Annotated in this window: 15 protein-coding genes; 3 read left to right on the top strand and 12 right to left on the bottom strand. The window is 57.5% G+C overall.

Going from position 1 to position 12,515, the window contains the following annotated elements; translation table 11 throughout:
* The 6 genes from pheT to thrS form a co-directional block, all read right to left on the bottom strand.
* A complete protein-coding gene (gene pheT, locus JFU57_RS18365) occupies positions 1-2,379 on the bottom strand; it encodes a phenylalanine--tRNA ligase subunit beta (RefSeq protein ID WP_201130300.1) in 2,379 nt (792 codons plus the stop codon).
* Between the two features lie 26 nt (positions 2,380-2,405).
* Positions 2,406-3,422: a phenylalanine--tRNA ligase subunit alpha gene (pheS, locus tag JFU57_RS18360; protein WP_020300163.1), complete on the bottom strand. Its 1,017-nt coding sequence runs from the start codon at positions 3,420-3,422 to the stop codon at positions 2,406-2,408.
* Positions 3,423-3,531: 109 nt separating this feature from the next.
* Positions 3,532-3,888 carry a 50S ribosomal protein L20 gene (gene rplT / locus JFU57_RS18355; RefSeq protein WP_002553161.1) on the bottom strand — a complete coding sequence of 119 codons (357 nt, stop codon included), beginning with the start codon at positions 3,886-3,888 and terminating at the stop codon, positions 3,532-3,534.
* Between the two features lie 28 nt (positions 3,889-3,916).
* Positions 3,917-4,111, bottom strand: a complete 195-nt coding sequence (gene rpmI / locus JFU57_RS18350) for a 50S ribosomal protein L35 (RefSeq protein ID WP_002553160.1) — start codon at positions 4,109-4,111, stop codon at positions 3,917-3,919.
* Between the two features lie 60 nt (positions 4,112-4,171).
* Entirely contained in the window at positions 4,172-4,723 is a 552-nt protein-coding gene (gene infC / locus JFU57_RS18345; protein ID WP_170827566.1) for a translation initiation factor IF-3, read from the bottom strand.
* Positions 4,723-6,645 (bottom strand): threonine--tRNA ligase, encoded by a 1,923-nt coding sequence (gene thrS, locus JFU57_RS18340; RefSeq protein ID WP_201130298.1) that lies wholly within the window; start codon positions 6,643-6,645, stop codon positions 4,723-4,725. Before thrS ends, infC begins: the two co-directional genes overlap by 1 nt.
* Positions 6,646-7,020: 375 nt before the next feature.
* On the opposite strand from thrS, the gene JFU57_RS18335 reads away from it, so the two are divergent.
* Both JFU57_RS18335 and JFU57_RS18330 read left to right on the top strand, forming a co-directional pair.
* A complete protein-coding gene (locus JFU57_RS18335; RefSeq protein ID WP_020300165.1) occupies positions 7,021-7,320 on the top strand; it encodes a hypothetical protein in 300 nt (99 codons plus the stop codon).
* A gap of 293 nt (positions 7,321-7,613) precedes the next feature.
* Positions 7,614-7,826 (top strand): cold-shock protein, encoded by a 213-nt coding sequence (locus JFU57_RS18330; RefSeq protein ID WP_003179963.1) that lies wholly within the window; start codon positions 7,614-7,616, stop codon positions 7,824-7,826.
* A 73-nt stretch (positions 7,827-7,899) separates the two neighbouring features.
* Here JFU57_RS18330 and JFU57_RS18325 read toward each other — a convergent pair whose 3' ends face one another.
* Both JFU57_RS18325 and JFU57_RS18320 read right to left on the bottom strand, forming a co-directional pair.
* Positions 7,900-8,211, bottom strand: coding sequence for an I78 family peptidase inhibitor (locus JFU57_RS18325; RefSeq protein WP_201130296.1), 312 nt, complete (start codon positions 8,209-8,211; stop codon positions 7,900-7,902).
* A 150-nt stretch (positions 8,212-8,361) separates the two neighbouring features.
* Entirely contained in the window at positions 8,362-8,667 is a 306-nt protein-coding gene (locus JFU57_RS18320) for a hypothetical protein (protein ID WP_020300167.1), read from the bottom strand.
* A 165-nt stretch (positions 8,668-8,832) separates the two neighbouring features.
* On the opposite strand from JFU57_RS18320, the gene JFU57_RS18315 reads away from it, so the two are divergent.
* A complete protein-coding gene (locus JFU57_RS18315; RefSeq protein WP_020300168.1) occupies positions 8,833-9,045 on the top strand; it encodes a hypothetical protein in 213 nt (70 codons plus the stop codon).
* Between the two features lie 35 nt (positions 9,046-9,080).
* Here JFU57_RS18315 and JFU57_RS18310 read toward each other — a convergent pair whose 3' ends face one another.
* The 4 genes from JFU57_RS18310 to JFU57_RS18295 are packed head-to-tail and all read right to left on the bottom strand — an operon-like array spanning position 9,081 to position 12,512.
* On the bottom strand, positions 9,081-10,109 hold the full coding sequence (locus JFU57_RS18310) for a nucleoside hydrolase (protein WP_201130294.1): 1,029 nt from the start codon (positions 10,107-10,109) through the stop codon (positions 9,081-9,083).
* Between the two features lie 41 nt (positions 10,110-10,150).
* Complete coding sequence (gene rbsD / locus JFU57_RS18305; protein WP_201130292.1) at positions 10,151-10,555, bottom strand: D-ribose pyranase; 405 nt, start codon at positions 10,553-10,555, stop codon at positions 10,151-10,153.
* On the bottom strand, positions 10,552-11,469 hold the full coding sequence (gene rbsK / locus JFU57_RS18300; RefSeq protein WP_201130290.1) for a ribokinase: 918 nt from the start codon (positions 11,467-11,469) through the stop codon (positions 10,552-10,554). The genes rbsD and rbsK overlap by 4 nt, the downstream gene beginning before the upstream one ends.
* A 23-nt stretch (positions 11,470-11,492) precedes the next feature.
* Positions 11,493-12,512 (bottom strand): LacI family DNA-binding transcriptional regulator, encoded by a 1,020-nt coding sequence (locus JFU57_RS18295; RefSeq protein WP_201130288.1) that lies wholly within the window; start codon positions 12,510-12,512, stop codon positions 11,493-11,495.
* Positions 12,513-12,515 lie beyond the last annotated feature (3 nt).

Raw genomic sequence — 12,515 nt, 5'->3', positions numbered from 1 at the left:
TCACTTCCTTAACGTGGCGTTCAACCTTTGTTCGAGCGAGGTGAGGATATTTTGTGTCGCAGAATTCACCTCATCATCATTAAGAGTGCGCGATGGATGCTGCCAGGTCAAGCCAACTGCAAGGCTTTTTCTATGCGGATCAATGCCTTTACCCTGATACACGTCAAATAGCCTGAGGTCTGTCAGCCATTCACCTGCATTTTCACGGATTACATCCAACACAGCGCTGGCTGCGACGTCTTTGTCGGCCACCAGTGCAAGATCACGACGCACTTCAGGAAAACGCGACAACTCCTGGAATTTAGGCATTTTACCCAGAGCAACTTCGGCCAGAACGAGCTCGAAGACGAAGACCGGGCGATCCAAACCGAGGTTCTTCGACAGCTCGGGGTGAATGGCGCCCACATAACCCACCAGGCGACCTTCACGCTCAATGCGGGCCGTTTGCCCCGGGTGCAACGCTGGGTGGCTACCGGGCACGAAACTGAACGAATCCAGAGCACCGGCAAAGCCCAATACCGCTTCGACATCAGCTTTGACGTCAAAGAAATCCACGACGTCGCGACCTTGCGCCCAGCCTTCAGGCAAGCGGCTGCCGCAAACCACACCAGCCAGCATTGGCTCTTGCTTCAGACCTTCCAACTGACCGACAAAGCGCAAGCCGCTTTCGAACAGACGGACACGATCCTGCTGACGATTCAGGTTGTGCTGAAGTGCCTTGACCAGACCAGGCCACAGGGAGGCGCGCATGGCTGCCATGTCATTTGAAATCGGGTTGGCCAACAACAGCGGCTCAACGCCAGGGCTGAACAATTCGAACTGCTTCGGATCGATAAAGCTATAAGTAATCGCTTCCTGATAACCACGAGCGACCAGAAGGCGACGCAACTCAGACAGGTCGCTACGCGCTTCCGCCTTGGCTTGAGGTGCCAGGCGAGCCTGCGGGTAACGAACCGGCAGACGGTTGTAGCCGTACAGGCGGGCCAACTCTTCGATCAAATCAACTTCCAAGCTGATATCGAAACGATGGCTTGGCACCTCAACACGCCACTGCCCTGCCCCATCAGCGGAAACTTTCAGACCCAAACCAGTGAGCAGACGCTCGACTTCGGAAGCGTCGATTTCCAGGCCAAGCATTTGGGTGACGCGCTCAGCGCGCAAGGTAATTGGCGCAACCGAAGGCAGATGCTGTTCGCTAACGGTTTCGATGATCGGACCAGATTCACCACCAGTGATTTCCAGCAGCAGGCCGGTAGCACGCTCCATGGCTTCACGGGCCAATTGCCAATCCACGCCGCGCTCGTAACGATGTGAGGCATCGGTGTGCAGGCCGTAGGAACGCGCCTTGCCGGCTACCGCGATCTGATCGAAGAACGCGCTTTCAAGGAAGATGTCGCGAGTACCAGCGGTAACGCCGCTGTGCTCCCCCCCCATGACGCCGGCAATCGCCAGGGCACGAGTATGGTCGGCGATGACCAGGGTATCGCCACGCAGAGTAATTTCCTGGCCATCGAGCAAGACTAGTTTTTCGCCTTCGTCAGCCATGCGCACGCGGATGCCGCCATTGATTTCGGCGAGATCGAAAGCGTGCAGCGGCTGGCCAAGCTCCAGCATCACGTAGTTGGTGACATCCACGACCGCATCAATGCTGCGTACGTCGCCACGACGCAGGCGCTCGACCATCCACAGCGGCGTAGGCTTGGACAGGTCGACATTGCGGATGACGCGGCCCAGGTAGCGCGGGCACGCAGCGGGCGCCAGCACTTCAACCGGACGCACTTCATCGTGCACCGCTGCAACGGCAGCCACAGCTGGACGTGCAACCGGCTCGGCGTACAAGGCGCCGACTTCGCGAGCCAGGCCCGCCAGGGACAGGCAGTCGCCACGGTTCGGGGTCAGGTCGACCTCGATGCTGGCATCGTTCAGTTTGAGGTAGGCACGAATGTCTTCACCCACCGGCGCGTCCGCAGGCAACTCCATCAAGCCGGAGTTGCCCTCGCCCACTTGCAGTTCTGCCTGAGAGCACAACATGCCGTTGGACTCGACGCCGCGCAGCTTGGCCTTCTTGATCTTAAAGTCGCCAGGCAGCTCGGCACCGATCATGGCGAATGGAATTTTCAGGCCTGGACGCACATTGGGCGCCCCGCATACCACCTGAAAAGTCTCCGCGCCATTGCTGACTTGGCATACGCGCAGCTTGTCAGCATCCGGGTGCTGCTCGGTGCTCAGCACCTCGGCCACTACCACGCCACTGAAGTCACCGGCGGCCGGCGTTACGCTATCGACCTCAAGACCGGCCATCGACAGACGAGCAACCAGCTCGTCGCGACTTACCTGCGGGCTTACCCAGCCACGCAGCCATTGTTCACTGAATTTCATCCTGCTCTCCTAAAGATCCGTTACGACTAGCGAAATTGCGCGAGGAACCGCAAGTCGTTGTCGAAGAACAGACGCAAGTCGTTCACGCCGTAACGCAGCATGGCCAGACGCTCAACGCCCATGCCGAAGGCAAAACCCGAAAACTCTTCCGGGTCGATCCCGGACATGCGCAGCACGTTCGGGTGCACCATGCCGCAACCCATCACTTCCAGCCAGCCGGTCTGCTTGCAGACGCGGCAGCCTTTACCGCTACACATCACGCACTCCATATCGACTTCGGCGGAAGGTTCGGTGAACGGGAAGTAGGAAGGACGGAAACGTACCGCCAGCTCTTTTTCGAAGAACACCCGCAGGAACTCTTCGATGGTGCCTTTCAGGTCGGCAAAGTTGATATCGCGATCGACCAGCAGGCCTTCGACCTGATGGAACATCGGCGAATGGGTGATATCGGAATCGCTGCGATACACACGGCCCGGGCAGACGATGCGAATTGGCGGCTTGGTCGACTCCATGGTGCGGACCTGTACCGGCGAGGTATGGGTGCGCAACAGCATGTTCGCGTTGAAATAGAAGGTGTCATGCATCGACCGGGCCGGGTGATGGCCTGGGATGTTGAGCGCCTCAAAGTTGTGATAGTCGTCTTCGACCTCAGGGCCTTCGGCGATGCCGTAGCCGATATGGGTGAAGAACTGTTCGATACGTTCCAGAGTCCGGGTAACCGGATGCAGACCGCCAGAGGTCTGGCCGCGGCCAGGCAGGGTCACGTCAATGGATTCGGCGGCGAGCTTGGCCGCAAGATCGGCCTCCTCGAACAACGCCTTGCGCGCATTGAGAACCTCTGTGACACGCTCCTTGGCAACGTTGATCAGGGCGCCGACTTGCGGACGCTCTTCTGCCGGCAAATTCCCCAGGGTCTTCATCACCTGAGTCAACTCGCCCTTCTTGCCAAGGTAGTGAACCCGGATTTGCTCCAGGGCATTGATATCTTCAGCGCTTTGCACAGCCTCTAGTGCTTGAGAGACCAGCGCATCCAGGTTTTCCATGTACAGACTCCAGATACAAAATAGGGGAAGAGCTTGAAGGCTCTTCCCCTATTTATGACGTTTAACACCCTAGCCCACAGAGGTGAGCCCAGGTGACTGTCGGGGGTACTTAAGCCAAGGTGGCTTTAGCTTTCTCGACAATCGCAGCAAACGCCGCTTTTTCGTTCACTGCCAGATCAGCCAGAACCTTACGGTCGATCTCGATGGACGCTTTTTTCAGGCCAGCGATGAAACGGCTGTAGGACAGACCGTTAACACGTGCACCAGCGTTGATACGAGCGATCCACAGAGCGCGGAACTGACGTTTTTTCTGACGACGGTCACGGTAGGCGTATTGGCCTGCCTTGATTACCGCTTGCTTGGCAACACGGAATACGCGCGAACGTGCACCGTAGTAGCCTTTAGCAAGTTTCAGAATTTTTTTGTGACGCTTACGGGCAATGACGCCACGCTTTACACGAGCCATGAGTTACTTCCTCTATTCTTGACTAAAATTAACGAAGGCGCAGCATGCGCTCGACTTTTGCCACGTCGGACGGATGCAGCAAGCTGCTACCGCGCAGTTGACGCTTACGCTTGGTCGACATTTTAGTCAGGATGTGGCTCTTGAAAGCGTGCTTGTGCTTGATACCGTTAGCAGTTTTCAGAAACCGCTTAGCAGCACCACTTTTAGTTTTCATCTTTGGCATGTTCGGATACTCCGCATTCAGTTGATAAACATAATCAGAAGGCCTGCCGTGCCCTATTGATTACTTCTTCTTTTTCGGGGCGATGACCATGATCAGCTGGCGTCCTTCCATCTTAGGATGCTGTTCGACCGAACCGTACTCGAGCAGGTCAGCTTCAACCCGCTTGAGGAGTTCCATCCCCAGCTCCTGGTGGGCCATCTCACGGCCGCGGAATCGCAAGGATACCTTGGCCCTGTCCCCATCACTCAGGAAACGTACCAGGTTGCGCAGTTTTACCTGGTAATCCCCTTCCTCCGTCCCTGGACGAAACTTGATTTCTTTTACTTGAATCTGCTTCTGGTTTTTCTTCGCTGCGGCAACCTGTTTCTTCTTTTCGAAGATCGATTTGCCGTAGTCCATCAGTTTGCAAACAGGGGGCACTGCATCGGCGGAAATCTCCACCAGATCCAGCTTGGCCTCTTCAGCCTTAAGAAGCGCGTCTTCAATTGACACAATCCCAAGCTGTTCACCTTCAGCCCCAATTAACCGAACCTCGCGTGCCGAGATATTCTCGTTGATCGGGGCTTTCGGTGCAGCTCGTTTATCTTGTCTCATTTCACGCTTAATAGTAATTACTCCGAATCTGGGCGACCACGCCGGGAAACCGCTTGTGCGAGGAACTCCGAAAACTGGGCGATGGGCATCGAGCCCAGGTCAGCACCTTCACGGGTACGCACAGCGACAGTCTGCATCTCGACTTCCCGATCTCCGATAACCAAGAGATAAGGAACCTTGAGCAAAGTATGCTCGCGGATTTTAAAGCCGATCTTTTCATTTCTCAAGTCGGACTTGGCACGAAATCCGCTTTGATTGAGAGTTTTTTCGACTTCAAGGGCAAAATCTGCCTGTTTATCAGTGATATTCATGATCACTGCCTGAGTCGGAGCCAGCCACGCAGGGAAAGCCCCCTCGTAGTGCTCGATCAGAATTCCGACGAAGCGCTCGAATGAACCGAGAATAGCCCGGTGCAACATGACCGGATGTTTACGGCTGTTGTCTTCGGAGACGTATTCGGCACCCAGACGGATCGGCAGGTTGAAATCGAGCTGCAAGGTACCACACTGCCAGACACGGCCAAGGCAATCTTTCAGCGAGAACTCAATTTTCGGACCGTAGAACGCGCCTTCGCCCGGCTGCAAGTCGTAAGGCAGGCCCGCGCTATCAAGCGCCGCAGCCAAGGCCGATTCGGCCCGATCCCACAACTCATCGGAACCCACGCGCTTTTCAGGACGAGTGGAAAGCTTCATTTCGATGTCTTTAAAGCCGAAGTCGGCATAGACATCCATGGTCAATTTGATGAATGCAGCGGATTCAGCCTGCATTTGCTCTTCAGTACAGAAGATGTGCGCATCGTCCTGAGTGAAGGCGCGCACGCGCATGATGCCGTGCAGCGCACCCGACGGTTCATTACGGTGGCAAGCACCGAACTCGGCCAGGCGCAGCGGCAACTCGCGGTAGCTTTTCAGGCCCTGGTTGAACACCTGCACGTGGCACGGGCAGTTCATCGGCTTGATCGCGTAGTCGCGGCTTTCCGACTGAGTAGTGAACATGTTTTCAGCGTAGTTGGCCCAGTGCCCGGATTTCTCCCACAGGCTGCGATCCACGACCTGAGGTGTCTTGATCTCCAGGTAGCCGTTATCGCGCTGAACCTTGCGCATGTACTGCTCGAGCACTTGGTACAGGGTCCAGCCGTTAGGGTGCCAGAACACCATGCCCGGTGCTTCTTCCTGGGTATGGAACAGACCGAGACGCTTGCCGATCTTGCGATGGTCGCGCTTTTCAGCCTCTTCGATTCGCTGGATGTAAGCCGCCAGTTGCTTCTTGTCGGCCCAGGCGGTGCCGTAAACGCGCTGTAATTGCTCGTTCTTGGCATCGCCACGCCAGTAGGCGCCGGACAGCTTGGTCAGCTTGAAAGACTTCAGGAAGCGTGTGTTCGGCACGTGTGGACCGCGGCACATGTCGACATATTCTTCGTGGTAGTACAGGCCCATGGCCTGTTCATTCGGCATGTCTTCGACCAGGCGCAACTTGTAGTCTTCGCCACGGGCCTTGAACACATCGATCACTTCGGCGCGCGGAGTGACCTTCTTGATCACGTCGTAATCTTTTTCGATCAGCTGCTGCATGCGCTGTTCGATCGCCGCCAGGTCGTCCGGAGTGAAAGGACGCTCATAGGCGATATCGTAATAGAAGCCTTCATCAATGACCGGGCCGATAACCATCTTCGCAGTCGGATACAACTGCTTGACCGCATGGCCGACCAAGTGGGCGCAAGAGTGGCGAATGATCTCCAGCCCCTCTTCATCCTTTGGCGTGATGATTTGCAGGGTCGCGTCGCCGTCGATCAAATCGCAGGCGTCGACCAGCTTGCCATTGACCTTGCCGGCCACGGTGGCCTTGGCCAAGCCTGCACCAATGGATGCGGCGACCTCGGCTACGGAAACCGGATGATCGAATGAACGTTGACTGCCGTCGGGAAGAGTAATGGTGGGCATGGCGCCTCCTCTCCTAGTGGTGACCCCTACCAAAGGTCACGTGGGTTGGGATGAGCCAGTACGCGGTTCAATCCAGGCCGTTGTCTGACAACGCCTGCCGCACAGTGGCAGGGGCCTTGGCGGCCAACCGGAAAATCGAACCAGAGTGACTGGGATTCAAATCAAAAGATTGGGGCATAAAGGGCAAGGACAATTGAATTCGTCCAAAGCCGGCAAATACCCAAGCCGAGCATGCTAGCACAGATGAACGGTCATCGCGCTGCGGCCACCTGGTTAATAGGCTTTTGTGCAAGAAAGTGAACTTGATGTGTACCGTCGGCCTCAAATAATCGGAGAATCGCCATTCTTGCTATCGACCTCAGGAGAGCCCGACTCATGCGCCTCACTAAATTACTCGCCCTAGCTGCCCCCTTTGCCCTGCTTTTGCCTCTTAGCGCCCAAGCTGCCTGGCCCACCGGTCTGCGCGCCGACTATATGAAGGATTGCACCGCCGCTGCCAGTCAGAGCGTCGATGCCAAGACCGCTGAGAAGCACTGCGCGTGCGGCGCGGACAAACTGAACGAAAAATTCACCGGTGAGCAAATCAAAGAGCTGATGAGCAAGCAGAACCCGCCCAGCGCAGAACTCAGAACCAAGGCGCTGGATGCAATTGCAGCTTGCCGGGTAGTGAAATAGCTCGAAGCTATCAGTGAAGGGACACTTTTTCAGGGCTAAAGCAGGTTGAAAAAGTGGCTTTTTTCACAATTTACGCAGCTTTTACGGCTTTTTTTATAACCGATTATTTTCTGCCAAAGCCCCTTAAACCGGGGGTTTCAGCCGATCAGAGCAACAAAAAGCATGCAACTACCAGGTAAACAGCACCGCCGGGGGGCTCCCAAGTCGAACATTTCGACTATGATAGCCCGGTGTGCCCAGTTGGCCTGAGCAGCACAGCACTACTGAAAATATATGTTTCTTGGAGATACACCATGTCTAATCGCCAAACCGGCACCGTAAAATGGTTCAACGATGAAAAAGGCTTCGGCTTCATCACTCCTCAAGGTGGCGGTGACGACCTGTTCGTACACTTCAAAGCTATTGAAAGCGACGGTTTCAAAAGCCTGAAAGAAGGCCAAACCGTTTCCTTCGTGGCTGAGAAAGGCCAAAAGGGTATGCAAGCTGCACAAGTTCGCCCAGAGTAAAATCTACGCGAGCTAAAAAAACCCCGTCCATGTGACGGGGTTTTTTATGTGCGCTGACAATGTCTTGAAGCAATCAGCCGCAATTGACCCGGGTAATCACCAGGTTGGCATCGGTATTGAGGTTCAAGCGGTCAGAACGGTATTCCAGGGTGATCATGTCATTCGGCTTGAGAATTCGTGCATTCTGCGCCCCCGCACGGGTACGGGCCTGCTCCAGCAGTTCAGGGGAAGCCTTCTTGCCAATAGCGAACTCGGCGGCCTTCGACTCACAACGACTGTTACCGGAATCGGCAACCACTGGGTCCTTTTCCGCTCCCGAGGTGCTGCACCCAGCCAGGGTGATCGTGGCCAGCAGGGTGGCGAATGATGCAAGCTTCCAAGGCATGAAGCCTCCTTTTCAAAAATAAGCAGAGATCGTGCGACAGCGGCAGGGACGTTTGGTTTCAAAAAATGGCCATTTGCCCTGTGGCGGACAAGTCTGCCTCAGACGCGACTCAAGCCTGAGCACACAATCGTCACTGAATATGAACAGCGCTCAATAAATGTCGATGTAGTCGAACGGCGGCTTGGGCCAGTTCTGTTTCAATGCGTTGAATATCTGCATGACCCAGACTTCATCGCTGGCCGCCACCAGGCCTACATAACCAGAGCCGGCGGCCCAGGTTTCGAGCCGGAACAGCAGGTCATCGATATCAACGCCTCCCACCACTCCCGAGGAAAGGTAGGCAATGCCGCCTTTGGTAACCCTCAATTGGGTATGAACGTTGTCACTGGCCGACGCCAGCAACTGCCGAACCGCCTCAAGGGTCAAGGCGTCAGGGTTATTCAAATCGATCTGCACGCGAGCTTCCTTGAAAACAGACAAAGCCCAAGTGTCGCATAGCCCTCCCCTCATGCCTAAGTAGCAGTGCTAAAAATCTGGCAAGATGTTTAACTTTGCCGCACCGCCAATACCGCACTAGTGCCTTTCAGGCCCCGCCTCAACTACAGACATCGTGAGATTTTCATGGCCATCGTAAGTATCGACGCCGACATCAAAGCCAAGTGGCCACAAGGCCATTGCTCCTACAGCCCCGGCAGCCCGGAGGAACTGGCAATCATCGGTATCGACCTGCTGGTCAAGGAGTTCGGAACCCAGGCTGCCCAGGCGTTTATCCGACAAGTCTTCGAAAAGTACCCTGCCGACCACCCGGGCGCCCCGGATCCCGAGCGCGAGTGACAGCCCTCAGGCTGACCGCGCTCTAGCACGCAGATTTATTTCAGCCGAGCCAGGCGTTCAGTCAGCAGATCGAAGAAGCCCTGGGCGTCGCCGTTTTCAACCCAGAACACGTTCTTCGGCTGCTTCAAACCGTCGTACCAATCGACAATGGTCTGGCCGAAGGTCGGACCCTCACGACTGTCGATCACCATATTGGCCTGACGCCCGCTGAACAATTCGGGCTTGAGCAGGTAGGCGATCACCGTGGCATCGTGCACCGGACCGCCCGGAATACCGTAATGCTCCATATCGCCCTTGACGTATTCGTTGAGAATATCGCTCACGATCTTGCTCGCCTGGTTGTTCAAGGCCGCAATCTTCTGCAGGCGCGCCTCGCTGGTCAGCACTTTATGGGTGACGTCCAGCGGCAGGTACGTCAGCTTCACCCCACTCTTGAGCACCACCTCGGCGGCCTGTGGATCGGCAAACAGGTTGAACTCAGCCACTGGGGTGATATTGCCGCCATTGAAGTGCGCGCCGCCCATGACCACCACCTCCTTGATGCCCTGGGTGATATCCGGCGCCTGGATCAGGGCCAGCGCGAGGTTGGTCTGCGGGCCGAGCATGGCGATGGTGATGCTGTGAGGCTTGGCCGCACGCAGGGTATCGATCAGGTAATTGACCGCATTGCCTTTTGCCAGCGCCGCCTTGGGCTCATGTACAGTGACCCCGGAAATACCTTCCTTGCCATGAATGTTTTCGGCATAGATCGGCGTCCGCAGCAGTGGGCCAGGCGCCCCCGCGTACACCGGAACCTCTTCACGCCCTGCCCACTCACGGGCCAGGCGAGCATTGCGCGACGTCTTGTCCAGGCGCACGTTGCCGGCGACCGTGGTCAGCGCACGCACCTGCAACTCCTCGGGTGAGGCCAGGGCGAATAGCAAGGCGACCACATCGTCGGCCCCTGGATCGGTGTCGATGATCAGGTCGATTTTTTCCGCCGCCTGGGCGCTTGTAGCAGTGAGCAAAGACAAAAGCAGCAGACTCCGAAGCCAATGGTGCAGTAGCTGAGCATAGCGGTGCATGGCGCACTCCTTGTGCGTGAAGAAATAACAGGCCGGGTTGGCTAGAAGGTCACCCCGGCAATCAAGGCGATATTGCAGTAAGGCTGACACTCACCGGTGCGCACCACGGCTCGTGCCCGGCGGCTGAGTACCTTGAATGCCTCATGACTCAACAGCTCGCGCGAGCCCAGCTCGCCACTGGCGCTCAACTCATCCAGCGCCTGCAGGGACGGTGGATGCTTGAGCAGGATCTCTTCGGCAAGTACATGACTCTCCACCTGCATTTCACTGAGCACCACCCGCAGGGTCGTGACGAAATCCGGGACGCCGTGGGTCAAGGCCAGGTCGATCAGCTCGACGCCGGCCGGCACCGGCAGGCCGGCATCGCCGATCACCACGATATCGCCATGCCCCAGGGAGGCAACCAAACGCGACAGCGCGACGTTGAGCAAAGGTGTCTTTTTCATGAGGGAGAGAACGCCTGGACGTCGGACAGCGTGGGGATAGAAGGTTGCGCGCCGGCTCGGGTCACCGACAACGCCGCAGCGACCTGGCCAAAACTGATGGCCTCGGCTTCGCTTTTACCGGCAGCCAAGGCCGCCGCGAATGCGCCGACAAAGGTGTCACCCGCCGCCGTGGTGTCGATCGCCTCGACCTTGGGCGCCGGGAAGTAATCAAAGCGTGCGCCATCGGCGAACAACGAGCCCTGAGCCCCCAGTGTCACGATGACCTTCCCCGCACCGGCGGCAATCAGCTGGCTGGCTGCGGCTTCTGCACTCTCCCGGGAGTCCACCGGCAAGCCGCTCAGGGCCGAAGCCTCGCTCTCATTGGGAATCAGGTAATCAATCGACGCATACCAATCAGCCGGCAAGGGCCCGCTGGCCGGCGCCGGGTTGAGAATCACGGTCTTGCCCAGTTCCCGCCCGCGCTTGAGGGCATAACCCACAGTCGAATACGGCACCTCAAGCTGGCAGATGATTACATCGGCTGCCTGCAGGATTGCGTCAAACCCTGCCACCACCTCGGGGGCGAGCTGGGCGTTGGCCCCGGCAACGATGACGATGGCATTCTGGCTGCTGTCGTCGACCACGATCAGCGCCACCCCGCTGGACCCCTCGATCACGCTGACCGCCTGGCAATCGATGGTCTCGGCCAGCAAGGCGCCGCGCAGCTGTTCGCCATAGGCATCGTCGCCCACGCAGCCGACCATCGACACCTGTGCGCCCAACCGGGCCGCAGCCACCGCCTGGTTCGCTCCCTTGCCGCCGGGCACCGTGGCGAAGGATTTTCCAATCAGGGTTTCACCACCTCGGGGCAGGCGCTCGGCCCGGGTTACCAGGTCTATGTTCAGGCTGCCCACTACCACTACTTTTGCTGACATACATCGGTACTCATCAATTCGATTCAGCGGTATTCGGCGAATGCTCCGGCCAGCGGTGCAGTCGACTCTCGCAAGACAATGTTGGGTGTAACGATGCGCTGATCAATCGCCTGGCCCGGCTTGGCAATCCGCCGCAGCAGCAGCTCCGCGGCCTTTTCGCCCAGTTGCAGGATCGACTGGCCGACGGTGGTCAGCGCGGGATAGACGTAACGGCTCATCTGGATATCGTCGAAGCCAATCACCGAGAGTTCGCTGGGCACCCGGATATTGCGCTCAGCCGCCGCACGCAGCACGCCGATGCCCATCATGTCGTTGCAGGCAAAAATGGCGCTTGGCGGGTTGTTCTGCAGCAGAAACGCCGCAGCGCTATACCCACCGGTACTGGTGAAATCGCTTTGCAGAATGCGCTCTGGCGGGACCGCAAACCCCGCCCCTTTCAATGCCCGGAGAAACCCCGCCAGGCGCATCTGCGCCACGCTGGTATTGGCCGGGCCGCCAATGCAGGCGATATCGCGATGGCCCAGTTCGAGCAAATGCCGAGTGGCCAGGTACGCGCCGTATTCGTGATCGATGCGCACCAGGTCCGCATCCACGCCTTCGAGCCCACGATCGACGATCACCATGGGCGTGCGCACAGCAGCCAGGCCTTCCGCCAGCCCGCTGTCGCCGCCAGCCGAGGTGACGATCAGCCCGTCGACACGTTTCTCCAGCAGCACTCGCAGGTAACTGCTCTGCTTGTGCGGGTTATCGTCGGAATTACACAGGATCACGCAGTAACCATTGCGCTCGCAGTAATCCTCGATACCCCGAGCCAGTTCCGCAAAGTACGGATTGAGGCTGTTGGGCACCAGCAAACCAATGGTCGCGGTGGTCTTGGCCTTCAGCGACCGCGCGACGGCGCTGGGCACATAATCGAGGTGCTTGATTGCCGCCTCGACCTTGACCCGCACCTCTTCGCTGACCGGCCGCGTCTTGTTCACTACATGGGACACCGTGGTATAGGAAATCCCCGCGAGCGCCGCCACATCCTTGATTGTTGCCATGAA

The sequence above is a fragment of the Pseudomonas sp. TH07 genome (assembly GCF_016651285.1).
GTDB lineage: Bacteria > Pseudomonadota > Gammaproteobacteria > Pseudomonadales > Pseudomonadaceae > Aquipseudomonas.
This window is presented reverse-complemented; position numbering and strand designations above follow the sequence as displayed.